28 protein-coding genes are annotated in these 25322 nt (G+C 67.0%); 9 read left to right on the top strand and 19 right to left on the bottom strand.

The genetic code is table 11. The features are described from left to right. Positions 1-102 precede the first annotated feature (102 nt). From CFB52_RS32595 to CFB52_RS35280, 3 genes are all read right to left on the bottom strand, one after another. Entirely contained in the window at positions 103-456 is a 354-nt protein-coding gene (locus tag CFB52_RS32595) for a colicin immunity protein (RefSeq protein WP_081075341.1), read from the bottom strand. A 5-nt stretch (positions 457-461) separates the two neighbouring features. Then, positions 462-731 (bottom strand): colicin E5-related ribonuclease, encoded by a 270-nt coding sequence (locus CFB52_RS32590; RefSeq protein ID WP_257220858.1) that lies wholly within the window; start codon positions 729-731, stop codon positions 462-464. 83 nt (positions 732-814) lie between these two features. Beyond that, complete coding sequence (locus tag CFB52_RS35280; RefSeq protein WP_230971905.1) at positions 815-1420, bottom strand: toxin-antitoxin system HicB family antitoxin; 606 nt, start codon at positions 1418-1420, stop codon at positions 815-817. Between the two features lie 607 nt (positions 1421-2027). On the opposite strand from CFB52_RS35280, the gene CFB52_RS32575 reads away from it, so the two are divergent. After that, positions 2028-3725, top strand: coding sequence for a M4 family metallopeptidase (locus CFB52_RS32575; RefSeq protein WP_059575176.1), 1698 nt, complete (start codon positions 2028-2030; stop codon positions 3723-3725). A 161-nt stretch (positions 3726-3886) separates the two neighbouring features. On the opposite strand, the gene CFB52_RS32570 is transcribed toward CFB52_RS32575, so the two are convergent. Both CFB52_RS32570 and CFB52_RS32565 read right to left on the bottom strand, forming a co-directional pair. After that, the gene (locus CFB52_RS32570; RefSeq protein WP_059637416.1) at positions 3887-4876 is read right to left on the bottom strand and encodes an ABC transporter substrate-binding protein; all 990 of its coding nucleotides are present in this window, start codon (positions 4874-4876) and stop codon (positions 3887-3889) included. A 51-nt stretch (positions 4877-4927) separates the two neighbouring features. Continuing rightward, the gene (locus tag CFB52_RS32565) at positions 4928-5272 is read right to left on the bottom strand and encodes a DUF3088 domain-containing protein (RefSeq protein ID WP_099318464.1); all 345 of its coding nucleotides are present in this window, start codon (positions 5270-5272) and stop codon (positions 4928-4930) included. 489 nt (positions 5273-5761) lie between these two features. On the opposite strand from CFB52_RS32565, the gene CFB52_RS32555 reads away from it, so the two are divergent. The 4 genes from CFB52_RS32555 to CFB52_RS32540 all read left to right on the top strand — a co-directional run bounded on the left by CFB52_RS32555 (position 5762) and on the right by CFB52_RS32540 (position 10119). After that, entirely contained in the window at positions 5762-6946 is a 1185-nt protein-coding gene (locus CFB52_RS32555; RefSeq protein ID WP_099318604.1) for a porin, read from the top strand. A 132-nt stretch (positions 6947-7078) separates the two neighbouring features. Then, positions 7079-8335, top strand: a complete 1257-nt coding sequence (gene soxC, locus CFB52_RS32550) for a sulfite dehydrogenase (RefSeq protein WP_059575239.1) — start codon at positions 7079-7081, stop codon at positions 8333-8335. Then, positions 8328-8852, top strand: a complete 525-nt coding sequence (locus CFB52_RS32545) for a c-type cytochrome (protein ID WP_059575170.1) — start codon at positions 8328-8330, stop codon at positions 8850-8852. Before soxC ends, CFB52_RS32545 begins: the two co-directional genes overlap by 8 nt. 79 nt (positions 8853-8931) lie before the next feature. Further along, positions 8932-10119: an LLM class flavin-dependent oxidoreductase gene (locus tag CFB52_RS32540; protein WP_060011070.1), complete on the top strand. Its 1188-nt coding sequence runs from the start codon at positions 8932-8934 to the stop codon at positions 10117-10119. Positions 10120-10173: 54 nt separating this feature from the next. On the opposite strand, the gene CFB52_RS32535 is transcribed toward CFB52_RS32540, so the two are convergent. The 7 genes from CFB52_RS32535 to CFB52_RS32505 form a co-directional block, all read right to left on the bottom strand. Beyond that, complete coding sequence (locus tag CFB52_RS32535; protein WP_099318463.1) at positions 10174-11391, bottom strand: acyl-CoA dehydrogenase family protein; 1218 nt, start codon at positions 11389-11391, stop codon at positions 10174-10176. A gap of 186 nt (positions 11392-11577) precedes the next feature. After that, entirely contained in the window at positions 11578-12465 is an 888-nt protein-coding gene (locus tag CFB52_RS32530; protein WP_060967012.1) for an ABC transporter permease, read from the bottom strand. Beyond that, complete coding sequence (locus CFB52_RS32525; protein ID WP_060011074.1) at positions 12462-13451, bottom strand: ABC transporter ATP-binding protein; 990 nt, start codon at positions 13449-13451, stop codon at positions 12462-12464. Before CFB52_RS32525 ends, CFB52_RS32530 begins: the two co-directional genes overlap by 4 nt. A 67-nt stretch (positions 13452-13518) precedes the next feature. Then, the gene (locus CFB52_RS32520; protein ID WP_059575161.1) at positions 13519-14550 is read right to left on the bottom strand and encodes an ABC transporter substrate-binding protein; all 1032 of its coding nucleotides are present in this window, start codon (positions 14548-14550) and stop codon (positions 13519-13521) included. A 48-nt stretch (positions 14551-14598) separates the two neighbouring features. Beyond that, positions 14599-15525, bottom strand: a complete 927-nt coding sequence (locus CFB52_RS32515) for a TauD/TfdA family dioxygenase (protein WP_059575159.1) — start codon at positions 15523-15525, stop codon at positions 14599-14601. Between the two features lie 205 nt (positions 15526-15730). Further along, positions 15731-16738 (bottom strand): SDR family oxidoreductase, encoded by a 1008-nt coding sequence (locus CFB52_RS32510; protein ID WP_060011077.1) that lies wholly within the window; start codon positions 16736-16738, stop codon positions 15731-15733. A 73-nt stretch (positions 16739-16811) separates the two neighbouring features. Then, positions 16812-17093, bottom strand: a complete 282-nt coding sequence (locus CFB52_RS32505; protein ID WP_060011079.1) for a hypothetical protein — start codon at positions 17091-17093, stop codon at positions 16812-16814. 254 nt (positions 17094-17347) lie between these two features. Between CFB52_RS32505 and CFB52_RS34895 the strand changes: the two genes are divergently transcribed. After that, positions 17348-17491 (top strand): hypothetical protein, encoded by a 144-nt coding sequence (locus tag CFB52_RS34895; protein ID WP_180278297.1) that lies wholly within the window; start codon positions 17348-17350, stop codon positions 17489-17491. A gap of 71 nt (positions 17492-17562) precedes the next feature. Here the strand turns inward: CFB52_RS34895 and CFB52_RS32500 are convergent, their stop codons facing one another. The 4 genes from CFB52_RS32500 to CFB52_RS32485 form a co-directional block, all read right to left on the bottom strand. After that, a complete protein-coding gene (locus tag CFB52_RS32500) occupies positions 17563-17727 on the bottom strand; it encodes an alpha helical protein (RefSeq protein WP_060011081.1) in 165 nt (54 codons plus the stop codon). Positions 17728-17762: 35 nt separating this feature from the next. Then, a complete protein-coding gene (locus CFB52_RS32495) occupies positions 17763-18032 on the bottom strand; it encodes a DUF2934 domain-containing protein (protein WP_180278296.1) in 270 nt (89 codons plus the stop codon). A 27-nt stretch (positions 18033-18059) separates the two neighbouring features. Beyond that, positions 18060-18485 (bottom strand): CBS domain-containing protein, encoded by a 426-nt coding sequence (locus tag CFB52_RS32490; protein WP_059575150.1) that lies wholly within the window; start codon positions 18483-18485, stop codon positions 18060-18062. 71 nt (positions 18486-18556) lie between these two features. Continuing rightward, a complete protein-coding gene (locus CFB52_RS32485) occupies positions 18557-19267 on the bottom strand; it encodes an MgtC/SapB family protein (protein WP_060011083.1) in 711 nt (236 codons plus the stop codon). A 451-nt stretch (positions 19268-19718) separates the two neighbouring features. Between CFB52_RS32485 and CFB52_RS32480 the strand changes: the two genes are divergently transcribed. After that, positions 19719-20003 (top strand): helix-turn-helix domain-containing protein, encoded by a 285-nt coding sequence (locus CFB52_RS32480; RefSeq protein ID WP_060011085.1) that lies wholly within the window; start codon positions 19719-19721, stop codon positions 20001-20003. Continuing rightward, entirely contained in the window at positions 19993-21285 is a 1293-nt protein-coding gene (locus CFB52_RS32475; RefSeq protein WP_060011087.1) for a HipA domain-containing protein, read from the top strand. Before CFB52_RS32480 ends, CFB52_RS32475 begins: the two co-directional genes overlap by 11 nt. An 82-nt stretch (positions 21286-21367) precedes the next feature. Here the strand turns inward: CFB52_RS32475 and CFB52_RS32470 are convergent, their stop codons facing one another. Beyond that, positions 21368-22333: an SDR family NAD(P)-dependent oxidoreductase gene (locus CFB52_RS32470; protein WP_060011089.1), complete on the bottom strand. Its 966-nt coding sequence runs from the start codon at positions 22331-22333 to the stop codon at positions 21368-21370. Between the two features lie 138 nt (positions 22334-22471). Here CFB52_RS32470 and CFB52_RS32465 point away from each other — a divergent pair, with 138 nt between their 5' ends. Continuing rightward, positions 22472-23392, top strand: coding sequence for an AraC family transcriptional regulator (locus CFB52_RS32465; protein ID WP_060011090.1), 921 nt, complete (start codon positions 22472-22474; stop codon positions 23390-23392). Positions 23393-23535: 143 nt separating this feature from the next. Here the strand turns inward: CFB52_RS32465 and CFB52_RS32460 are convergent, their stop codons facing one another. Both CFB52_RS32460 and CFB52_RS32455 read right to left on the bottom strand, forming a co-directional pair. Continuing rightward, positions 23536-24066, bottom strand: a complete 531-nt coding sequence (locus tag CFB52_RS32460) for an OsmC family protein (protein ID WP_059575139.1) — start codon at positions 24064-24066, stop codon at positions 23536-23538. Between the two features lie 60 nt (positions 24067-24126). Then, entirely contained in the window at positions 24127-25197 is a 1071-nt protein-coding gene (locus CFB52_RS32455) for a substrate-binding domain-containing protein (protein ID WP_089466175.1), read from the bottom strand. Between the last annotated feature and the right edge of the window lie 125 nt (positions 25198-25322).

Raw genomic sequence — 25322 nt, 5'->3', positions numbered from 1 at the left:
TCTTGCGACCGGACGCAAGTCCACTCAAAGAGAGCGAGTCCTGACAGAGCTTTCTGCAATGTTTTATCTAGGGGTAGCGTCGAGTTGGAACAACACGGGTTGTCAAGGATCGGCGTGCCGTCTGGGTCTCCAGCCTGTCATCGGCGGGGCCGTCACCAAGAAAACGTCATGGGGAGGACTCTCCGACCGAATGAACTCGGCTGCCCTTTTGTTATTTCGTTGGGCAGTGTCCAGGTCAATGGGAGGATCAGCGCCATCCCAAATACAATCGACTCTCGCTTCGAATCCGGGGTTACGCCAGATTCCACCTTCGATTCGAGCGACAACCACACCATGTTCGGCTGCTTGCTCGCAAACAGCGATTGCCGCTTCTGCCGTGAGTTTCATCACAATACTGCCAGCAAGGGAGAAAAAATCATTCGATGAATCGTATACGCGGTGATGATCGATATTCATTGTGTTCATTTCCATTTGATCCGACCATCGTGAATCCATGTTGGATCATTCTTCCCGCTCACCTGGACAACTTCTCCGGTTATGTCATTTACTATGACATAACCATCCGGTGACCCATACACAGTCGCCGGGTCATTTCTGGGAATACCATCCGGAGTCTTCGATGCCCCCCGATTGTCCATCGTCGTCCCTGCAGGGCCATCGTCAACGGTCGCCTGAACCTCTTTATCCGTCCACCCGCGCTCGTCGATCTGCCGCGCGATTTTGTCGTCGATAATGAGATTGCGTGACGCTGGTTTCGGCCATCAGATCGCGCGAGAGCCATCGACCCGATACGTCATATTTCCAACAACCTCTATCACGCGTGTGCAGCACGTTCGAGCACTTCGCGCGCGGCGCGCCCTAATACCTCTTCCGACCATTGATTCACGCTCTCGCCTGCAACGGCCGCCGCGACACCGACGGCCGCGTGTGTCTCAGGATTGAGTCGCAGCATCCGCTTTCCAGACGCAGGCTTTTGCGGTGATCGCCCCATGCGTGCGCATTCTTCGAGATAGTGGTCGACGGCCGCATGAAAATCCTGCGTCAGCTCGGCGACCGTCTCACCGTGAAAACTGATCTTGTCGTCGACGCCGAGCACGTGCCCGACAAAAATATTGTCGCGGCCGTCGAAATCGACGCGAGCGTAATAGCCCTTGTACGTCATTGCGTTTGTCATGGCTTTATCTGCTATTCGTTGAACCAGTCGCGCGCATCCTCCACCTGATAGCGCTTTGCCTCGTGGATGCGGGCGATGCAGGTATCGGCGCCCCCCGTTCAGCTTGAAGGCGATGCGCGACCCGGCGCTTGCGTGAATGCTGCCGCCCAGCGCGACAGCCAAAGCTTCGATATCCGCGCACACGATGCCGCCGAAGGTTGGCTTCGTATAGATCGCGGTCAGCGTGCGGGCGCGTTTCGTTTTCATGGGTGGGTGATATCAGAAATTGATATCACCAAACGGGCGAATGATAGCAAAATGTGCTATCTGCTTCCCCCCGACGCGATAGCAGGCCGCTGGCGCCGCCGGCCGTTGGGGCGGTCTCGGGCATTCCTGTGAGGCCGCAAGCCCGGCAGGGGGCGGACGTCGGCCGGCCGGGCCGGGTTAGGGGCCGGGGCAGGTGCACGAGCTCCGACCCCGCGCCCGGAAATCGCAGTCCCCTCCCCGCCGGCCTCTCTCTAAATAGGTCGTTTTTGATGCACCGACGGCCAACCGCGCAAACGCCACCAGCGCGGGGTTCCGGGTACTTCATCTGATCACACCTGCCTCGCCCGAATATCACAAAGTTTCGACGTTATCCACCGCAGTGGGCCGCCTCCGATATTCCCGCCGCACCCGACATAATCATTTAAAATTCCTCACCAAATACCGACTTGATTAACGGCAGCGAAATGAAAAATCAATAATAAAGAAAATATCTTGTAATTATAAAAACGACCTCCTAGCATCCCCCTGCTGTTCGCGACATGTCTTGTTTAAAAGTCATCACTTGATGCATTCCTCGAACAAACCCATTCATAACCTGGGGAATTACATGAAGAAATTGTCTCGACTGCTGCCCATCACCGCGATTACCATCGCGAGTCTCAGCGCTTTTGCCCAGGCCGGCGACCCGCCGGCCGCGGTCGACAAGGCGCTGCAACTGATCCAGCAGAACCCGGCCGCCTTCAGTGTGGCTACCGGCGGCACGGCACGCACGTTGAAGTTCGCGGGGCCGCAAGCAACCGCACCGACCGATGGCGATCAGTTCCAGGTACGTGACGTGATCGTCGATCCCGACGGCACCGAGCACGTGCGCTTCGATCGGTTCCATGCGGGCCTGCCCGTGATAGGCGGCGACGTGGTCGTCCACTCGAGCAACGGGCAGTTGAAGCAGGCGAGCGTGACCCAGCTCGCACCGATCAATCTCGCCGGCACGATCGGCAAGGTCGGGAACCGCGCCGTGGTGCGCAACGCACCCGACGTAGGCGCGACGCGGGCCAGGCACATCGCGGCCGCGCGCTTCAACTCGGACGTGCGCCGCGTCGACGACCCGGAACTCGTCGTGTTCGCACGCGACGTCACGCCGACGCTGGCCTATGCGGTACGCGTCTACGGCAAGGCGACCGACACGCACGGCGACGCCGTGCTGTACTACGTCGATGCACGCACCGGCACCGTGCTCGACGCACAGGACCTGATCAAGACCGCCGCCGCGACCGGCACCGGACGCTCGCTGTACTACGGCAACCTGACGCTCACGACGGACCAGACCGGCACGAACGCGTACCGGATGCTCGACCCGGGCCGCGGCGGCGGTTCCGTCTACGATGGCCGCGGGCTGAGCTCGGACGAAGTCGAACAGGCGACCGACCTGCCGATCTTCACGAGCAGCACGAACGTGTGGGGCAACAATACGACCACCGACCGGCAGACCGTCGCGGCAGACATCGACTACGGGCTCGCGTTGACTTGGGACTACTACAAGACCACGCACAACCGCAACGGCATCTTCAACGACGGCCGCGGCGTGAAAAGCTACGCCCACGTGGTGTTCAATACCGGCAGCGGCACGACCGGCGCGAACGCGGCATGGCTGTCGTCGCGCGTGATGGCATACGGCGACGGCGAGCCGGGCACGCGCCTGCCGAAACCCGTGGTGTCGGTCGACGTTGCCGGGCACGAAATGAGCCACGGCGTGACCGAGGCCACCGCCAACCTGAACTATTCGGGCGACGCGGGCGGCCTGAACGAGGCGACGTCCGACATCTTCGGCACGCTCGTGAAGTTCTACGCGAACAATCCGAACGATCCCGGCAACTACGTGATCGGGGCGCGCGTGGTGAGCGGCGGCCTGCGGAAAATGTACAAGCAGGATCTCGACGGCCGGTCGTACAGTTGCTATCCGTCCGGCGGCTTCTCGTGGTCGAATCCGCGCCACGATCCGCATTTCACGTCGGGTGTCGGCAACCGCTTCTTCTACCTGCTGTCGGAAGGGCCGACGGTGCCGTCCACCGACACGGGCCTGTCGAGGACACAACTGGTCTGCAACGGCGACACGACCTTCAGCGGGTTGGGCCGCGACAAGGCCGGCAAGATCTGGTACCGGACGCTGACCGTGTACCTGAACGCCAACTCGAGCTACCCGAACGCGCGGCGTGCGTCGATCCAGGCGGCGAATGACCTGTACGGCGTGAACTCGGCCGAAAGCGCGACGGTCGCGCGCGCATGGAGCGCGGTCGGGGTGAACTGACGGCGTGCGGGTGAACGCGTCGATCGCCGGACGGCGCGTGGCGGGCCTTGCTTCGGAGCAAAGCGATTCGGTCATCGTCAGGCGGCGCTCGAGTGAATGACGGGAACGTGCCAACCGGCCGCCTGTACGCACAGGCGGCCGGTGGTGCGGCGCGTTTCGCATCACCCCGCCGCGACCAGCGGATTGAACGACGTGTCCCACAACGGCGCGACATGGGCCGGCCCGTCCAGCACGCCGATGCGGGCAAACACGTCCGCGACCTGCTGGTGCTGGGCGACCACGTCGGGCGTCACCGGCAGCAGCGCGTAGTCCTCGCTGCGCTGGTCGAACATCGTGACGAGGTCGGCAACCGGCACGCGCGTCTCGCGATTCTGCGCGATGGCGTAGTCGCGGAAATGCCCGTTCGCCCACGCATACGCACGCCGGAACCGCAGCAGCAGATCGCCCGTTGCCGCGCGGCGGCGCGCGTCGTCGAGCGTGCGCGGATTCGCGTACACCGGAAAATTGCCCGACAGATAGCCCTTCCCCGTTTTCAGCACGCGGGCGCCGTAGCGATTGCGCGCGAGCTGGCCGTTGTAGCCATAGATCGCCCACGCGTCGATGTCGCCGCGATCGTACGCGGACAACCCGTCGGTCGGAGACAGGTTGATCGGCTGGATATCGTCGAAGGTCAGGCCGGCTTCGGCCAGTTGTCGATACAGGAAATAGTGCGAGGTCGTCGCGCGCACGTAGCCGACGCGCTTGCCCTTCAGATCGGCGATGCCACGAATCGGCGTGTCCTTGCGCGCGAGCGTGACCTGGTTGTTCAGGTCTTCGCGCACACGCGAGATGAATCTCACATTGGCTTTCTGGCGCGCGGCGAACACGGCGGGAATTTCGCTACCCGAACCGATATCGAGCGCGTCCGCGTTGAGCGCCTCGATATGCAGCACGCCGTTGTTCAGCTCGCGCCAGTCGATCCGGTACGGCGTGTCGCCGAGCCCGGCTGCCTGCAGCAGCGCGCGCCAGCCGCCCTTGTAGGTCGCGACGCGCAACGTCGTGCCGGCCAGATCGGCGTCGGCGGCCGGCGCGGCGAACGCAGCCAATGGATGCGCCGCCACTGCGGCGCCGGCAAGCAGCAGGCGGCGACGTACTGCCGACATTGACGACATCGGATGCTCCTGTCGATCGGATGGAATCGGATGGAAAGCGAAACCGCCGCGTCAATGCAGCGCCGGAAAGCCGTGGCGCTCGGCCAGCAGTTCGAGGATGCGGCGCGCGTCGGTGACGAAGCGCACGTCGCCGAGCGTATGCGCATCGTCCGGCGCGGGCCGGTCGCGGCCCAGCACGAGCACCGGCAGACCCTGGTGCGCGTCGTCGAGCGCGTCGATCACCGCAGGCCGCGGCCGCTCGAAGCCGACGCGCTTCACGTCGAGGCGCGCCGCGAGATCGGGCGCGCTCGCCAGCAGCCCCTCGATCGGCAGTCCATGCGGACAGACGAAGCGCTGGCCCGGATGCTTCGGATCGGCAAAGCCCGGTTCCAGCAGAAACAGTACATCGCGACTCATGTCAAACGGCTCCTTTGTCGTTGATCGGCCCAATCGGCAAGCGCGCATGCCGAGCGCCCTGCTGTTCATGAGGCACGCTGGCCCGCGGCCGGATGCCAGACTCTACCGTTGCGCCCCGCACGGCCCTACCAACGTTTTGCGAAATCGATATGCGAACGCGCATAGCGCATCGTCCGGTCGCCGCCTAGCGGTCGTTGCGTAAACGCATCGCCGTGCAAACGACGGGTATTGCGCATATCGAATGATTTCATCGATCGATATGACCGCATACGTGCATTTCCGGCGAGCGACGTTCGCGGTCGGCGCGATGCGTTCGCCGCAGCAGGCGCGCCGGACGCGATCGCGGCGCACCTGCCGGGCCGACGGCAGCGCACATTACAAATCGGCCGCGCAGCGAATTACAAACCACGGATCGGCCGTTCATCGGCGCGTCCATCGTCAATAGCATCGTGATCCTCACAAACGTACTGATAAAAACAGAGGATGGTCATGATCAAGAAAACGGTGGTACTGGGTTTGGTTTCGATCGGTTCGGTCGGCGCGCATGCGCAGAGTTCGGTGACGCTGTACGGCGTGGTCGACGCCGGCATCGCGTATACGAACAACCAGGGCGGCGCGAGCAACATCCAGCAGACGAGCGGCAAGCTGAGCGGCAGCCGCTGGGGCCTGAAAGGCGCGGAAGATCTCGGCGGCGGCGTGCAGGCGGTGTTCACGCTCGAAAGCGGGTTCCGCCCGAGCGACGGCGGACTCGGCCAGGGCGGCCGCCTGTTCGGCCGCTCAGCGTACGTGGGCCTCGGCAAGAAAGGCCTCGGCACGCTGACGTTCGGCCGTCAGTACGAGCCGATCACCGATCTCGTCGCGCCGTACTCGGGGCCGGGTTTCTGGTCGCCGGCCACGCACGTGGGCGACAACGACAACCTGAACCAGAGCTTCCGGCTGAACAACGCGGTGAAGTTCCGCAGCGACACGATCGCCGGCTTCACGGCCGACCTGCTTTATGCGTTCAGCAACCAGGCCAATGGCGGCGCGGGCACCGGATTCTCGAACAACAACGCGTGGGGTGCATCGGCGAACTACGTGAACGGGCCGCTGTCGATCGGCGGCGGCTATGTGCGGTTCAATCATCCGAATGCGGCGTCGAACACGAGCGGCGCGGTGGGCGGTGCGACCTCGACCACCGGCAACGACTACAGCGGCGCGTTTTTCTACGGGCTGAACGGCGGCGTACTGAAGCAGCAGATCGGCGCGGTGGGCGCGAATTACGCGCTTGGCCGCGCGACGCTCGGCTTCGCGTGGAGCCACACGCAGCTCGACTATCTGGACGGCTCGTCGCGCAAGTTCAACAACTACGACGTGAACGCGCGCTACCAGCTCACGCCGGCGGCCACGCTGATCGGTGTCTATACGTTTACCGACGGGCGCGCGAGCGGTCTGCCGGGCACGAGCGGCCAGACGCTGAAACCGCGCTGGCACCAGTTCACGCTCGGGTTCGACTATGCGCTGTCGAAGCGCACCGATATCTACGTGTCGGGCATTTACCAGCTCGCGGCCGGCGATGCGAGCACCTCGACCTCGGGCGGCTATCGCAAGATCGCGGCGATCTCGAACATCGGCAGCGCATCGTCGACGAATCGTCAGCTTGCATTCGTCAGCGGGCTGCGCGTGAAGTTCTGACGGCATGCGCATCGGGCGCGACGCAATCGTCACGATAAGCAAAGCGGGAATCGTTGTTTGCCGCGCCGCGCCCGGTTGCCGAAAATGATCGTTTCCCTGCGCGCGGCTCCCGCGTGCGACACGCGTTCGACCATGACCGATTCCCGTTTCCCTCCCCGTGCGCCGCGCGCCGGCCGACGCGCGGCGCTGCGTCAGCTCGCCGGCGGCTGGGCGGCCGCGATGCTGCCCGCCGGCGGCGCGCTCGCGAGCCCGCCGCTCGATGTGCCGCCGTGGACGCGCGCGCCCGGCGCGCCGCTGCTGTCGCCACCGTACGGCGTGCCGGGTCAGCACGAGCGCGACGTGATCCGTCGCAGCGCCCGCCCCCCTGCGCTACCCGGTTCCGGCTCGTCGATGACGCCGCTCGCCGACCTGTTCGGCGACATCACGCCGAACGGGCTCGTCTACGAGCGTCATCACGCGGGCGTGCCGGACATCGATGCGCAACGCCATCGCGTCGTCGTGCACGGCCTCGTGCGCGAGCCGCGCGTCTTCACGCTCGACGACCTGCTGCGCTTCCCGTCCGAATCGCGGATCCACTTCCTCGAATGCTCGGGCAACACCGGCAGCGAATGGAACGGCCCGAGCGGGTTGCCCGTTCAGTTCACGCACGGGTTGCTGTCGTGCTGCGAATGGACCGGCGTCCGGCTGTCGACGCTGCTCGACGAAACGGGCATCGATCCCGACGCACGCTGGCTGCTCGCCGAAGGCGCGGACGGCGCGGCGATGACGCGCAGCCTGCCGCTCGACCGGATCCTCGAGCGCGCGCTGGTCGTCTATGCGCAGAACGGCGAACGGCTGCGCCCGGAGAACGGCTACCCGGTGCGGCTGATCGTGCCGGGATTCGAAGGCAACACGAACATCAAGTGGCTGCGACGGCTCAAGCTGGTGCGTGCGCCGGAGATGACGCGCGAGGAAACGTCGAAATACACGAACCTGCTGCCCGACGGCTGCGCGCGGCAGTTCGTGTTCGAGATGGACGCGAAGTCGGTGATCACGCGGCCGTCGGCCGGCCATCGGCTCGCCGCGCACGGCTATTACACGATCGGCGGCTACGCGTGGTCGGGCCGCGGCCGGATTCGCGCCGTCGACGTGTCGACCGATGGCGGCCGCACGTGGCGCCCCGCGCGGCTCGCCGGCGACGTACGCGACCGTGCGCTGACGCGCTTCGAGGCCGACTGGGTGTGGCGCGGCGAGCCGGCCGACCTGCAAAGCCGCGCGACCGACGAGACCGGCTACGTACAGCCGACCCGCGACGCGCTCGTCGCCGCGCGCGGCCTGAACTCGCAGTACCACTACAACGGCATCCAGAACTGGCGTGTCGACACGGACGGCGAGGTGCGCAATGCGTAAGCCGCTCGCTTGCCTGCTGGCGGCCTGCACGATGACATCGGGCGCGTTCGGCGCCGGCTTCGGCCTCGGGCAGCCGGTCGATCGCGCGGCGTTCGCCGCGTGGGACATCGACGTCGCGCCGGACGGCAGCGGCCTGCCGCCCGGCGCGGGCACGGTCGTACGCGGCGGCCATGTGTTCGCCGACAAATGCGCGATGTGTCACGGCGCCGGCGGCGAAGGCAGCGTCGGCGATCCGCTCGTCGGCGGCATCGGCTCGCTCGCGAGCGCGAAGCCCAGAAAGACGGTCGGCAGCTACTGGCCCTACGCGACGACGCTGTTCGACTACATTCGCCGGGCGATGCCGTACAACGCGCCGCAATCGCTGAGCGCGGACGACGTCTATGCGGTCACCGCGTATGTTCTCCACCTGAACGGCATCGTGCCCGGCGACGCCCGGCTCGACGCGCGCACGCTGCCGCGCGTGCGGATGCCGAACCGCGACGGCTTCGTGCCCGATCCGAGGCCGGGCAAGCTATGACGCGTCCCGCACCGCTCGTCGCCGCATCGAGCCGCGCACCCGCGTGCGTCGCGCCGCACCTTTCAGCAAGGACCCTGTGATGAGCGACTCCTCCGTCACCGCCCCGCTCGCGCCGTCGCCGTTCGTCGACGTGCGTTCGCCGGCGGATTTCCCCGACAGCCCCGTGTCGCGCACGCTCGCGCAGCCGTTGATGCTCGGGCTGTTCCTGCCGATCCAGACCGGCGGATGGAGCGCATCGACGCTGCCGCGCTCGACCGACTGGACGTTCGACTACAACGCCGATCTCGTGGCGCGCGCCGAAGCGCTCGGCTTCGATCTCGTGTTCGCGCTGTCGCAGTGGCTGCCGAAAGGCGGCTACGGCGGCGTGTTCGACGGTCAGGCGCTCGACTCGTTCATGACGCTCGCCGCGCTGACCGCGCGCACCGAGCGGATCATCCTCGTCGCGACGAGCCACGTGCTGTACGGGCCGTGGCATCCGCTCCATTTCGCGAAGTTCACCGCGACGCTCGACCACATCTCGCGCGGACGCTGGGGCATCAACGTGGTGACCGGCCACCGCGCGATCGAGCACGAGATGTTCGGCTGGAACCGGATCGAACACGACCGGCGCTACGAGATGGCCGCGGAATTCCTCGACGCGGTCCAGCAGTTGTGGGCGCAACCGGACAATTTCAGCTACACGCCCGAACTGTCGAGCTGGCGGCTGGGCGGCGCATTCGTGACGCCGAAGCCGCGCTACGGCCGCCCGCTGCTGATCAACGCGACGGGCTCCGACGCGGGCATCGCGTTCGCCGCGCGCTATTCGGACATCGTGTTCGTCACGAGCCCGGCCGGCCCCGACGCCGAACGCGCGATCGACGCGCTGCCCGCGCACACCGCACGCGTGAAGGCCGCCGCCGCCGCGCGCGGCCGCACGATCCGCACGCTGCTCAATCCGCTCGTGATCTGCCGCGAGACGGCGGCCGAAGCGCGCGCGTACCGCGACGCGATCGTCGCGCATGCGGACGAAGGCAGCTTCCACCGCTTCGACAGCGACGCACACGCGTGGCGCGGCGGTTTCGAGCAGCGTGCGCAGGCCGCCGCACGCGCGATCGGCGGCAACATCTCGATCACCGGCGCGCCCGACGAAGTCGCCGATACCATCGTGCGGCTGCACCGCGCGGGCATCGACGGTATCCAGTTGAGTTTCTACGATTTCAAGCCCGATCTCGACTTCTTCGGCGAGCGTGTGCTGCCGCTGCTGCGCGAGGCCGGCTTGCGGCGTTGAAGCCGGATTTGGAACGCGGCGTGCCGGCACCGCCATAGCCGGCGGTGGCCATCGTCAGAACACGCGCCCTTCGGTCAGGTGCGTCGTCACGCCGTTCAATTCGTAATCGCCTACCACACGCGCCTTGTGTAGCAGCGGGTTGTGGCTGAAGATCGTGCGCAGGTTGCGCCAGTGGCGATCGAAGTTGTGCGTGCGCGCCGTCGCCGACGCGCCGCCCACTTCGAACAGCCGCTCGGCCGCATGCAGCGCGAGCTTGCTGACGATCAGTTGCGTGCGGGCAGTGGCGAGCGCGCTGTCGAGCACGAGCGCATCCGCATCGGCGGCGCCCGCTTCGATTGCGTCGGCGGAGCGGTCGAGCGCGCGCGCGTTTTCTCGCACGAGCGCATCGATCGCGTGGCTGTGCGCGGACAGCTCGCCGACGATCTGCTGGACGAAATGATCGTCGCGCGCGGTCGGCGCGGGGCTGTGCAGCGCGGGACGGCCGTGCGCGAGCACATAGCGGCGCGCGTCGGCCACCACGTTGCGCACGATGCCCGCGCCCGTCGCGACGAGATGAAGTTGCCGCAGCGCGCCGCAATGACGGCCGACGAGCGTCAATCCGTCGCGCGGAGCCACTTCGTCCGCGAACACCTGCACGTCGTTCAGCAGCAGGCTGCCGCTCGCGGTCATGCGCTGGCCCATGCCGTCCCAATCGTCGAGCACCTGCAGGCCGTCGCGCGCCACGGGAATGATCACCGCGAGCGCGTCGCCCTGCTCGTTCTCCACGTTGATGCGCGCGAAATCGGCGAACGCGGTGCCCGTCGAATAGTATTTGCGGCCCGTCACGCGATGGTGATCGCCGTCGCGGCGCAGCACGGTCGTGTTCTCGCCCGGGCGCGACGTGCCGCGCTCGGTCGACGCGCCGCCGAAGATCGCACCGGCCAGCACGCGCTCGAGCTGCACGTCGTTGAATGCGGTGCGAGGCGACATCCGCAGCGTCTCGGTCTGGTCGTAGTGGATGCGCAGCGCGTGCGCGAGATTCGAATCGGCGGCCGCCAGCGTCGCGATCGTATCGAACAGGTCGACCAGCGTGCCGCCCAGGCCGCCGCGCGCGACCGGAATCCGCAGCGCGCCCAGCGCCGAGCGCCGGAAGATCGCGAAGCCTTCGAACGGCAACTCGCGACGCGCCTCGCGCTGTGCGGCATCGTGCCCGATCGCGGTCGCGAGATCGGGCAGCGCGGCAAGCGCGTCGCGCAATGCTTCACGCGGATCGACGGCGTCACGGGCAGTCATTCGGCAGGTCCTTGTTTGGGAGATGGGGAGCGTCGCGGCAATGCGCGACACGGCGTCCGTTACACGCGTCCGTTACACGGCGTCTGTTACACGCGTCCGCAAAGTATAGAGACGCGCCCACTGCGCGTGAAAAACCGATTTCAGCTTACGTTATGCCCGCGCCGGGATTGATCGCGAACGGACGCGTCAGTGCTGAATGCCCCACCGCCGCACGGTCGCGCGTTCGAGCGTATCGAATACGAGGTTCTCGACCAGCAGCCCGATCACGATGACGGCCGCAAGCCCCGCGAACACGCGGTCCGTATACAGCTCGTTGCGGTTCTGGAAGATGTACCAGCCGAGCCCGCCCTGCCCCGCGCTCGCGCCGAACACGAGCTCGGCCGCGATCAGCGTGCGCCACGCGAATGCCCAGCCGACGCGCAGCCCCGACAGGATCGACGGCAGCGCGGCCGGCACGAGGATCAGCGCGATCTGGCGCAGGCCCGTGAGCCCGTAATTGCGCCCGGCCATTTTCAGCGTGGCGGGCACGCCGGCGAAGCCGGTATACATGCTGAGCGCGAGCGGCCACAGCACCGCGTGCACGAGCACGAACAGCAGGCTGCCGGTGCCGAGCCCGAACCACAGCAGCGCGATCGGCAGCAACGCGATGGACGGCAGCGGATTGAACATCGACGTGAGCATCGTCAGCAGATCGCGGCCGATGCGCGTGGATACCGCGAGCGACGTCAGCGCGAACGCGAGCAGGACGCCCAGCGCATAGCCGCGCAGCAGCACGGACATCGAGATGCCGGTCTTGACCAGCAGTTCGCCCGACTCGATGCCTTGCACGAACGCGGCCAGCGTCGCGCCGAAGGTGGGGACGAGCAGATCGTTCGCGACGATGCGCGCGACGATCTCCCATGCGGCGATCAACACGAGCGCGATGACGCCGCGGCGAAACCACGCGGCGCCGGCGACGCGGCGCAGCAACGGCGCCGGCGCCGCACGCTCGGCATCGGGCGGCGTGTCGAGCGTGCGCGTATATTCGGCGCGCACGGGCGGCAGCGGCGGCAGGACCGGATCGATCGTACTCATGATGCAGCGTCCTCCGTCGTGGGTGCCTGGGATGTGTCGGTGTCGAACAGCAGGCGGTGGATCCGCGCGACGTTGTCGCGGAAGTCGCCGGTGTCGACGTTCGCGAGCGAATGTTCGTGACTGTTGAGCTCCGCGCGCACGCGGCCCGGATGCGGCGACAGCAGCAGAATCCGGTTGCCCACCACGAGCGCCTCCTCGATCGAGTGCGTGACGAACAGCAGCGTGAAGCGGAATTCGTCCCACAGCCGCAGCAGTTCCTCCTGCATCTTGCGGCGCGTGAGCGCGTCGAGCGCGGCGAACGGTTCGTCCATCAGCAGCACGCGCGGCTGCATCGCCAGCGCCCGCGCAATCGCGACGCGCTGTTTCATGCCGCCCGACAGCGTATGCGGATACGCATCGGCAAACGTGCTCAGCCCGACCTTGTCGAGATAGTGCAGCGCGCGCTCGCGTGCCTCGGCGCGCGACAGCTTCGCGGCGGCGCGCAACGGAAACGCGACGTTCTCGACGACCGTCTTCCACGGCGGCAACTGGTCGAATTCCTGGAACACGACGATGCGGTCGGGGCCCGGCCCGCGCACGGGCCGGCCGTCGAGCGCGATCGAACCCGACACGGGCTCGATGAAACCGGCGATCGCCTTCAGCAGCGTCGACTTCCCGCATCCCGACGGGCCGAGCAGCACGAAGCGGTCGCTGCCGTATACGTCGAAACTCACCTGATGCGTCGCGCGAACGATCCGCGTGCCGCTGCGGTATTCGAGGCTGACCTGGTCGATCGCCAGCAGGCGTTCGCTGTGCGTGCCGGCCGGTGCGGCGTGCGCGGCCGGGCGATCGTCCGCACGTGTATCGGGCACGGCAGAGGCGGCCGGCGACACGCCGCCACGTGCCGCATACGGCGGCAACCAGGTTCGGGGAGAAGTGGCGTTCACGATCGAATCTCTTGCGGGAAAAGCATCAACATACGGCCGGGCACCGTGCGGACCAACCATCGATTGCGCATATCGAAACCGCGCCGACGCATAAGCGTCGATCGCGGCGCCGCGGCATCAGCTCCGCTCAACTGCCGCCTGCCGTCGCGGGATCGTCGAAGAAATAGTCGCGCCACGACTTCGGCTCGTTGCGGATCGCCCCGGTGCGATGCATGAACTGCGCGAGCGGCAGCGTGTTCTGCGGCGCGGTCTTGAACTGCACCTGCGGATTGCGCAGGATCTTCAACAGCAGCGCGCGGTCGATCTTCGACCCGTTCACGCGAATGTAGGTATCGGCCGCACGCTCGGGGTCGGCCGCGATCTGCCGTGCGGCATCGGCCAGCGCGGCGACGAACGCGCGATACGTCTTCGGGTTGTCGTCGCGGAATTTCTCGGTCGCGTACAGCACCGTCGCGGAGCTCGGGCCGCCGAGCACGTCATACGAATTCAGCACGATGTGCGCGTTCGGGTTGCCGGCGAGCTCCTGCTCCTGGAACGGCGGATTGCCGAAGTGGCCGGTGATCACGTTGCTGTTCGCGAGAATCGCGGCCGTCGCGTCGGGATGCGGAATCGCCTGCGTGAGCGCGTCGAGCTTGTCGAACTGCTTGTCGCCCCACTGCTTCGCCGCTGCGTACTGCAGCACGCGCGACTGCACCGACACGCCAACCGCCGGCACCGCGATGCGGTCCTTCGCGCTCAGATCGGCGATCGTCTTCACGTTCGGGTTGCTGCTCACGAGGTAGTACGGGAAATTGCCGAGCGACGCGACACCCTTCACGTTCTGCCGGCCGCGCGTGCGATCCCACACGGTCAGGAGCGGGCCGACGCCCGCGCCCGCGACATCCACCGCGCCGGACAGCAGCGCGTCGTTCACGGCCGCGCCGCCCGACAGCCGCACCCAGTCGACCTTGATGTCGAGGCCGGCCTTGCGCCCTTCCTTCTCGATCAGTTGCTGGTCGCGCGCGACGTTGAGCATCAGGTAGACGACGCCGAACTGCTCGGCGATACGGATGCGGCCCTCCGCGTGCGCGGCTTGCGGGATCACCGCACCCGCGAAGGCGAGCGCGGCGGTGAGCGTGGCCGCCAGCGCGCGGCGCGCCGGCAAGAACGAAAACGACATCGGAACTCCGGTCAGAAAGGGACGGAAATGAAGGACGCGGCGCGCGGCTCAGAAAGGCGCGTCGCCTTCGATCGTCGTGCGGTACAGCTTGCGGCGCAGGTGGTCGGGCGTGCCGGCGGCCAGATGCATCAGCGAACGGTTGTCCCAGAACACCAGATCGTGGTCGCGCCACGCGTGCCGATACAGGTGCTCGGCGCGCACGCTGTGCGCGAACAATTCGTCGAGCAGCGCGCGGCTTTCGTCGTCGGGCAGCCCGACGATACGCGTCGTGAAATGCTCGCTGACGAACAGCGCCTTGCGGCCGGTTTCCGGGTGCGTGCGCACGACCGGATGAACGACTGCCGCGACCTGCGCGATCTGTTCGGGCGACAGGTTGGGACGCCACGGGCTGCGCGCCTGCAGCTCCGCATAGCGCGCGAGATACGTATGCTCGGCGCGCCGCCCTTCGACCGCGCGGCGCAAGTGGGCCGGCAGCGTGTCCCACGCGAGGTGCATGTTCGCGAACAGCGTGTCGCCGCCTTCCGCCGGCAATTCCTGCGCGTGCAGCAGCGAGCCGAGGCTCGGCTTTTCCTTGTACGACAGGTCGGAGTGCCAGAAATGACCGGCGTCGCCGAGCCCGACCGGTTTGCCGTTCTCGACGATGTTCGACACGATCAGCACTTCCGGGTGGCCGGCCAGCGCGAACTGGTGCAGTACGTGAATCTGCAGCGGCCCGAAGCGGCGGCTGAATGCGATGTGCTCGTCCGGCGTGATGCGCTGGTCGCGAAACACCAGCACGTGGTGATCGAGATGCGCGCGATGGATGCGCGCGAAATCGTCGTCGTGGAGCGGTTGCGACAGGTCGACGCCGATCACCTCGGCGCCGAGCGGCGCGTCGAACGGCACGATGTCGAAATGCTGCGCCGCGCCGTCCGGCCGCAAGGCGGGATGCCCGGCGGAAAGCGTTGCGGCGTCGCGGATGGCGGTAGTCGTCACGGCACGGCCCCTGATTCGGTCAAAACGCGAATCTACGAGGCCGCGCCAACGTGCGTCAACGAAGCGATTCGGATACGTTTATCTGCTGCGGTGATAAAGATCGCTGCTCGCGCATACGGCGCCGATCGGGGGGTCGCGCAACCGGTGCCGATGACCGGAGACTCCGCCCGGGTTCATCTCGGCGTCGGCCTGCACCGCGAGCCGACTAAGGCTGCCCCGCACCACCCGACGCGCCATAGATCTGCCCGGTCACGTAGCTCGAGCGCGACGACAGCAGCTCGACGTAGATCGACGCGATTTCCGCCGGTTGTCCCGGCCGCCCCATCGGCACCTGCTCGCCGAACGTCTCGACGTTGTGCGTCGTCTGTCCGCCGCTGACCTGCAATGGCGTCCAGAACGGCCCCGGCGCGACACCGTTGACGCGGATGCCGCGCTGGATCATCTGCTTCGCGAGCCCCTTCGTGAAATTCGCGATCGCCGCTTTCGTCATCGCATAGTCCAGCAGGTTCGCGGACGGGTCGTACGCATTGACCGACGTCGTGTTGACGATCGCCGAACCGGGCGGCATGTGCGCAATGGCGGCCCGCGTGATCCAGAACATCGCGTACAGGTTGGTGCGCAGCGTCCAGTCGAACTGTTCGGTGCTGATGTCGAGGATCGATTCGTGACTCTGCTGGCGGGCCGCGTTGTTCACGAGGATGTCGAGCCCGCCGAGCGCGGCGACCGCCCGCTCGACGAGGCCGTTGCACGCGCCTTCGCTGCGGATGTCGACCGCCAGTGGCACCGCCTTGCGCCCCGCGCTGCGGATCAGGTCCACGACTTCGCGCGCATCGGGCTCTTCGTCGGGCAGATAGACGATCGCGACGTCCGCGCCTTCTCTGGCACAGGCGATCGCCACCGCACGGCCGATGCCCGAGTCGCCGCCGGTGATCAGCGCCTTGCGGCCGTCGAGCCGGCCGCTGCCGCGATAGCTGCGCTCGCCATGATCCGGCCGAGGCGTCATGCGGCCCGCGAGGCCCGGCCACGGCTGGTGCTGCTGCGGAAACGGCGCATGGGGATAGAGGGTGCGCGGATCGCGCGGCGCCGTATCCCCGGCATCGGCCGGGCCGCCGCCCGTCTGCGCGATCGTCGGCAGGGCGACGCTGGCGACCAGTCCGGCCGTCGTGCCCTGCACCCATTTGCGACGGGATTCGGAAACTTCGTCTGATGACATGGTGGACTCCGGTGCGTGGATGGCGGAATGGAGCGGGACGCGACGATTCGGCCGGCGTCGCCGCTACAGCGCGCTACAGCGGCCGCGGCCGATTGCCCGAATCGTCCGGCGCGTCGTGCTCGTCGGCCCACGGCTTGCCGGCCGGATCGCGCACCTCGGTCTGGCGCGGATCGTCGGGAACGACTTTGCGCGCCTGGTCGTCCGGAATCGTGTCGAGTTCGCCGCCACCGGGCGCATGGCCGCGGCGCGCGGTCGATTCGCCATCGGGGGCCGGCTTGCGCCGGTCCGGCGCGTCGGTCGTCTCGCGTGCCGCATCGGGCGACGCGGTGTGCTGTCGTTGGGTGTCCTGCGTCATGACGTTCTCCCTGTCCGGATGCTGACTGCGCCGCACCACGCGACGGCGGGCGGTGCGGCAGCCTGCAACGCTTCCAGCAAGCGACATGCCGTTATCGGGCCGCCTCGCCGCACGGCCAGCGGGTGAATCCGCTGAAGAAATTACAAGCGACGCATCATCCGATGCAGGAGCGGCAATCCGCGTGGCACGCGCGATGCTCGATAGCGACATGCCGGCTGCGCGCCGGTGCCCTGTCGACACCGAGGAGGACGATCATGATCCCGACGCACGCGACAAACGCGACACCGAACGACGACGATATGACCGACACGCCGGACATTCCGCCACCGGAGCGCGACGACCGTCACGACGACCTGCCCGACTTGCCGGACCCGACCGAAGTGGGCGAGGACGGTTAGCACGCACGTCGCCGCGGCGCGCGTTGCCGGTCTGCGCGTCGCGCGAAGCGAAGTGCGCGGCCCGCATCACCTTACTGCTTGTTGCCCGGTTCGCGCGTTCGCTCGCCGTACGTGTCGTTGCCGCAATGCGGGCACTTCGGGATCGGGTGCCCCGCCTGCACGTGCGTCGACCGGTTGCATTTCTCGCATCGAAAGTCCCCGGTCTTTTCCGCCTTTTCGCCTGCATGCGCCGTCATCGTCGTCCTCCTTCCGGCTCTGCCTTACCCGCGCTTCACCGCGTACGCCGCCTTTCATGCGCGACCTCGCCGGTCGGCACCGCATCGACGTCCTGCAGCGGGTCGCCCGGAATGCGGCGCTTCGCGGACTGATCGACCGGCGAATCGGCCGTCTGCCCGACGCGCCCGTCCGCGCTGCCGCCCTCGGCATCGAGCTGCTGCTCGGCGCGCTGCCAGTATTCGTCGGCCCGGCCGTCCGGCGCGCCATCCGCCTGCCACAGCCGATACGCACGCTCGCGGACCTGCGTTTCCCTGTCTTCGTTCATGTCGTTCTCCGTGTCTGTCATGGCACTTCACCGATCCGGGCGCGCCGGCGCCGACACCGCGCCGAGCGTCGACGACATCGCGCCGTCCGCGGCCGTCGCCAGATCGCCCAGCGCGACGATGCCGACCAGCCGCTTCTGCCGGTCGACCACCGGCACGCGGCGAATCTGCGCATCTTCCATCTTCTTTTGCACCACTGAAATGTCGTCGTCCTCATAACACCAGTTCGCGGGTCCGCTGACGACGCCCTCGATCGACTCGTTCGGCGGCACGCCCATCGACACCGCGCGCACGACGATGTCGCGATCCGTCAGCATCCCGATCAGCCGCGTGCCATCGCAAACGGGCAGCGCGCCGACGTTCAACTCGCTCATCAGCCGGGCCGCCTCGCGCAGGCTCTGCGTTGGGCCGATGGTCGCGGCGTCGCGTGTCATCACCTCCGATACACATGTCATGTTTCGCTCCTGGGTAAGCCGCCCACGGCGGCCTGCTGCACGAGCATCGCGCGTTCCAGCGGCCGCGCGCGTCAGTTCTCCGTCGAGCAACGGACCGACGTCAGGCCCGCGGATTCGACGATCCGCATCAACTGCTTCAGCATCACGTCGGCGCTGGCCGCTTCGCGCCACTGCACGAACAGTTCTTCCTCGCGCACCGTGCGTGCAGCCGTTTCGCAAAAGCTTTTCGTCCGGCACGTGAATCCCGCCCCGCACAATTTCGCGATCAGTTGTTCGCGCGCAACCGAGCCCGGCGGATATTCGATCGTGACCAGCGCGGTCCGGACGCGCCGCAAACGCTGCTCGACCAGCCGCAGCGGCCAGACGACGAGCAAGGCGAGCACCAGCCCGAGCGCGCCGAGTGACAACTGGCCGCCGCCGACGCACAGCCCGATGATGGTGACGAACCACAGCGTCGCGGCCGTGGTGACGCCGGATACGAGGCCATCGCGATGAAGGATCGCGCCGCCGCCGATGAAGCCCATTCCGGTCAGGATGCCGAGCGGCAGCCGCATCAGATCGAGCACCGAAAACGCCCCCTCCGGCTTGCCCGCCTGCAGCAGCAGCGCATTGACCTGCAGCATCGACAGGCATGCGGCGAGACAGACGAGGATCGTCGTTCGCAGCCCGGCCGTCTTGCCGGATTCGCTGCGATCGAGGCCGATCAGCCCGCCCGCGACGAGCGCCAGCGCGATCCTGACGAGAACGTCGTGCCACTGCAGTACGACCGGCATCGGTTCCATGCGCGCCTCCCGTGCAAATCGTCATGTGGCGGGGCGCGAACGCCGCCGCCGACGCCTGCCCGGCGCAAGGACCGGGCCTGCTTTTCGGGTGCGGCGGCGCCTGTAGTACGTCGGACGGAATTGTAGAAAGGGCGTGCGGCGCGCACCGTGCCACGGTGGTGAAGGTGTTCGGCGCTCGTCCGCGGAATGATCGTGCGTCGCCACGCCGGGCGCAGACGGCGACGAACCGACTGCCGCCCACGAACACCGCCGGGCGCTCGCTCCGTATCCGATCAGATACGGGAACGGCTCTCAACGGCCGTTTCCAGACAATCTGTTCCCGATCGGGTACGAAATGCCGTCCCCCGGGCCTCGGAAGCATCTGTTCGTTCCCGTGCGAATACGAATCACCGCTCGACTTGGCGAGTTATGCGATACTGTTCCCGCTCAGATACGAAGCACGGAGAACGTCATGTCGGAGTCCCGGTCCGTCGACACGATCGGCGCGCTCGCCCACCTCATTCGCTCCGCGCGGATCCAGCAGGGGTTCACGCGGGACGAACTCGCCAACGCGACCGGCCTGTCGCCGAAATTCATCAGTCAGGTGGAAGCCGGCAAGCCGACCGCGCAAATCGGCAAGGTCATGCTGCTGCTGGCCGAGCTCGGCGTGCACCTGTACGCCGAGTCGTCGGTCGAGATATCCGAAGCCACCGCGCTGAAGGCCGCGCAACGCCGCAGGAGCAGCCATGGCGGCTAGAACGCTGATCGCATCCGCCAACGGCGTGCGCATGGGCACGCTGACCGACGATAAAGGCATCTGGTCGTTCGCGTACGACCTGCAATGGCTCGCGTCACCCGCCGCGTATCCGCTGTCGCCGGCGTTCCCGCTGCGCGCGGGCGTGTTCACCGACACGTCGACCGATCGTCCAGTGCAGTGGTTCTTCGACAACCTGCTGCCCGAGGAAGGCATGCGCACGTCGCTCGCGCGCGAGGCGAAGGTCGATGCGGCCGACGCGTGGGGCCTGCTCGCGTACTTCGGCCGCGAATCGGCCGGCGCGCTGACGCTGCTGGCCGATGGCGAACGCGAAGCGCCCGGCGGCCTGCAGCCGCTGCCGCTCGACGAGCTCGAACGGCGAATCCAGGCGATGCCCGAACGCGCGCTGACGGCTACCGCACCCAAGCGCATGTCGGCGGCCGGAGCGCAGCAGAAGCTGCTGCTGGTGCTGCGCGGCGACGCGCCCGACTACGCGCTGTTCGAGCCGGTCGGCAGCGAACCGTCGATGCACCTCCTCAAACCCGACATGCGTGCTGCCGGCTATCCGCATTCGGCGATCAACGAGTTCTTCTGCATGCGGCTCGCGAAGAAGATGGGGCTCGACGTACCGGACGTGCATTTCCTGCGCGCGCCGTCCGCGTGCTACGTGATCGACCGGTTCGACCGCGATGTCGCGTCCGAACCGGCCGCGCGCGTGCATACGATCGACGCGATGCAGTTGCTCAACTACGACCGCGGTTTCAAATATCAGCGGGCGAACGCACAGGAACTGGCCCGCGCGATCGAGCGCACCAGCACGAGAGCGCTCACGCGCCTGTCGGTGTTCCGCTGGACCGTGTTCAACGTGGTGGTCGGCAATGCCGACGCGCACCTGAAGAACCTGTCGTTCTTCGTCGACGCGCGCGGCTATCGGCTCGCGCCGTTCTACGACATCGTCAGCACGGTCGTGTATCACACGCCGACGCACCGGCCCGACCATCGCGGCGATCACTGGCCGCACTGCGAGCTGACGATGCCGCTCGGACATGCGACGCGGTTCGCCGATATCGACATGGACGCACTGGTCGTGTTCGGCCAGGCGCTCGGGCTCAGGGAGAAAGCGGCCGCCAGCGAACTGCGGCGCTTTCTCGAACCGCTCGATCGTCTCGTCGTGCAGGCGCTCGATGAAGTGCGGCACATCGCGCATCCGGACGCCGGGGAAATGCGATTGCTGAATTCGATCGTCGCGATGCCGATCGCGGAGATGGGGCGCGCGCTGCGGTAGACGTGCGGATAGGCTGCCGCGCGCGGATGTCGTGCCGCCGCCGGATACCCCCGCGGCGCCCGGCCCGGCGAATACCTAGGCGTCAGCGCCGCACGGCAAAGGCATCGACGCCCGTCGCGGCCGCGGACCACGCCCACAGCCGCGCCGCTTCCTCCGGATCGATCGCATGCGGCCGCACGCCTGATTCCTCGTTGCCGCGCGTCACTGTCGCGACGTCGCAATCCTCGCAATAAACACCGCCGAGATCGGCAACGCGCGGCGACGTCGCCGCCCATACCTGGGTTGCCGCACCCTGCTCAGGTGTCTTGAAAGTCGGATCGATCGGCACACCGTGCTCGTCCACCCAACCTTGCGCCATCATTTCCTCGCGCGTCAGATGGCGCTGCAGCGGCGTCGCGATCTTGCCGGGATGCAGCGAATATGCGCGAACGCCGAATGGCGCACCGAGCACGTCGAGCTGCACCGCGAACAAGGCGTTAGCGGTTTTCGACTGTCCGTACGCCAGCCATTTGTCGTAACCGCGCGTGAACGCGATATCGTCCCAACGGATCGGCGACAGCCGGTGCCCGAGCGACGACACCGCGACCACACGTGCGCCGTCGCCGTGCGCGAGCGCAGGCCATAGGCGGTTGACGAGCACGTAGTGACCGAGGTGATTGACGGCCATCTGCGCTTCCCGACCGTCGCCGACGCGGGTCTCGGGGCAGGCCATGATGCCCGCGCTGTTGATGACGATATGTACGTTGCGCCGCGCGTCGACAAACCGGGCCGCGAATGCATCCACGCTCGCGGGGTCCGCGAGATCGAGCGTCGCGATCTCCACGCCGGCGATGCCGCGCGTCGCCTCGCGCGCGGCCGCGACGCTCCGCGCGCCGACGACGACGCGCGCGCCGGCTTGCGCCAGTGCACGCGTGGTTGCGAGCCCGAGACCCGAATGGCCGCCCGTGACGATCGCGGTCTTGCCGCGCAGGTCGAGACCGGCCAGGACGTCGCTCGCCGTCGATGCAGCGTCGAATCCGGAATAAAGGGGGTGCTGCCTGCTCGTCATTGAAAGCTCCAGGAACGGCGTGCGAAGCACGCGGCCGCCCATCGGCCGCGTCACTGCATGAGCCCATTCTCCGGCCGCGCATCCGGACTGTGAATGCAATAGAATCCGGTTTTTCGTCGAGATCGTCCGGGATTGCGCGTGGACCCGCTATCGGAAGTGCTGTCGCTGCTGGAAACGCGCGACTCGTTTTTCACTGGCCTGCGGGCCGGTGGCCCATGGGCCGTCGACCTGCCCCCGCCCGACGGGATCAAGTTCAACGCGGTGGTCGAAGGCAGTTGCTGGCTGACCGTCGACGGTGCGGGGCCACCCGTCCGGCTGCGCACGGGCGACTGCTTCCTGCTCGCCGCGCCGCGGGCATTTTCGCTGGCGAGCGATCCGTCGGTCGCGCCGGTGCCCGCCGCCGACGTGTACCGACATGTCGACCGCGGTATCGCGCACTATGGCGAACCGGCCGATTGCTTTCTGATCGGCGGCCGCTTCGCCTACGAAGAACGGATGCCGCTGCTGCTCGGCAGCCTGCCGCCCGTGGTGATCGTGATCGGCGACTCCGAACCGGCGGCGGTACTGCGCTGGTCGCTGCAGCAACTCGCACGGGAGTTCGTCGCGGCGTCGCCGGGCGGCTCGCTGATGGTTCGGCATCTCGGACACATGATGCTCGTGCAGATCCTGCGGCGCTATGTGGACGCCGGCGCGAACGGCGACGTCGGGTGGCTGGCCGGATTCGCGGATCCGCGGGTGAGCGCGGCGCTGGCCGCGATTCACGCGGCGCCCGAGCGACGCTGGACCGTCGACGCGCTGGCGGCCTGCTGCCATGTGTCGCGTTCGACGTTCGCGCTGCATTTCAAGCGGCGGCTCGGGTTCGGCCCGCTCGAATACGTGCTGCGGTGGCGGATACAGCTGGCGATGCGCGAACTGCGCCACTCCACGGCGTCGATCTCGGCGATCGCGCAGCGGCTCGGCTACGACTCGGATAGCGCGTTCGGCCATGCGTTCAAACGCATCGTGGGCTGCTCGCCGCGTGCCTATCGTCATGACGTGACGAAGGGATCGGGCAACTAGCGTCGTTACGGCCCTCCTCGGGCACGCGGTGGTGCGAATACGTCAACGCCCGGCACTTGCATCGCGGCCATCGGGATAAGTATTCTTATCACAATACACCGATTCCATTTACAAACTCGGCCGAGCAGCAATGCGTCGGCGCATCACCCGCTCGTATGCCGCAATTCCCCTTCGATGTGCTGCGGCAGCCTCAGCAAATTGAAGATCGGGCACACCGCTTCGACCGCCTGATGCAACGCCCGAATGACCTCCGGCGGCTCCGGCGACACGATGTCCAGCGTATAGCGGATGTTGTGCGGGAATACCGGAACGTGCTCGAACCCCGGCTGCTGCGCGAGCGGATGCTGGTCGCCGGTGACTTCGACTTCGATCGCGTCGATCTTCAGGCCCCGCTCCGCGGCCTGGATCAACGTGATGTGCGTGAGGCAACTGCCGAGCACGCCCAGTTGCAGTTCCGGCGACGCAGGCCCGAGGTTGTAGCCCGCGAAATCGGGCGGGCTGTCGCTGATCACCTGGAAGTCGCGAATCCGGATCTCGCGCACGCCGCTGCGACCGAGCGCGCGCACGGTCGCCTTCAGCGGCGTCGCCTTGAGATCGGGATCGTTGCGGGCGGCCTGCTGCTTCGCTCGCCAGGCGTCGCGCTTTTGTACGAGATAGTCGTTCAGGGTCGTCATGGTCGAGTCATGGGTAGGCGGCACGCAGGCGACGGATCGGTTCGTTGCGCGCCAGGGCGATTACTCGGCCGCCGGAATCCACGCGGCCGTCGCCGCGTCGCTCGCGCGGAACGCCGGAAACCTCGCGCCGAGTTCGGCGACGGTATGAATGTCGTTCTTCACGAGATCGTCGCGCGTAATCAGCGTCGGCTTGACCGCGATGCGCGCGCCCGGGTTTTGCCCGGCCACCAGCAGCGCCGCGGCTCGGACCGACACCGCGCCGACGACCGCCGGATTGGTCGCGGCCGTCGCGACCCACGCGCTGTTCGGCGCGCGAATCGCCTCGATGTCGGCCGTCGATACGTCCGCGCTGTAGATGCGCAGCTTCGACGACAGCCTGGCCTCGTCCGCCGCGAGCTTTGCGCCGCGCGCGAACTCGTCGTACGGCGCGAACACCACACGAATGTCGGGATTGGCGCGATACGCCGCGGCCGCCTGGTTCGCGACCGATTGCGCGATCGGATTGTCGACGGTGCCCCAGCGCGCCTTTTCCTTCACCTTCGGGTGCGCACGCTTGAAGTCGCGCCACGCGGCATCGCGCCGGTCGAGCGGCGCGAATCCGGCCACGTACACGTACCCTGCCGCGAACGCGTCGCCGTTGTCCTTCACGGCCTGATCGAGCAGCAGGTTTGCGAGGTCGCGATCGTTCTGCTCGATCTGCGGCACCTTCGGATTGGCGAGATCGACGTCGAACGCAACGACCTTGATGCCTTTGTCCAGCGCACGCTGAACGACGTCCTTCAGCGATTCCGGCAAGCCGTGATTGACGATGATCGCGGACACGCCGATGCTGATCGCCTGCTGAATCTGCTCGCGCTGCTCGGCCGCGTCCTGCCGGCCTTCGTAGATGCGCAGATCGACGCCGAGCGCACGTGCCTGCTTCTGCGCGCCAGCTTCGTAGGCCTGGAAGAAATCGCCGGTCGACAGGTAGTTGACGAGCGCGATCTTCACGCCGCCCTTGTCGAACGGCGCCGGCGCGCCCTTGAGCGGGCCGGCGTACGCCGCGGGCACACCCAGCACGAGCGCGACGCCCAGCGCGAGCGCGCCGAGTTTCGGTTCGATGCGTGACTTTCGGCGAAGCAATGAGCGCATGGCGCGTCTGTCTCCATATAGAACGATATCGGTTCAATCTATCAGCGCGACACGCAAACTCAAACCGACCGATTCGGCAATCGATATTACTTTGGATAACAAACAGCCCAGCCTGAAGATTCTTC

The sequence above is a fragment of the Burkholderia sp. AU18528 genome (assembly GCF_002223215.2).
In the GTDB taxonomy this organism is placed as follows: domain Bacteria; phylum Pseudomonadota; class Gammaproteobacteria; order Burkholderiales; family Burkholderiaceae; genus Burkholderia; species Burkholderia semiarida.
This window is presented reverse-complemented; position numbering and strand designations above follow the sequence as displayed.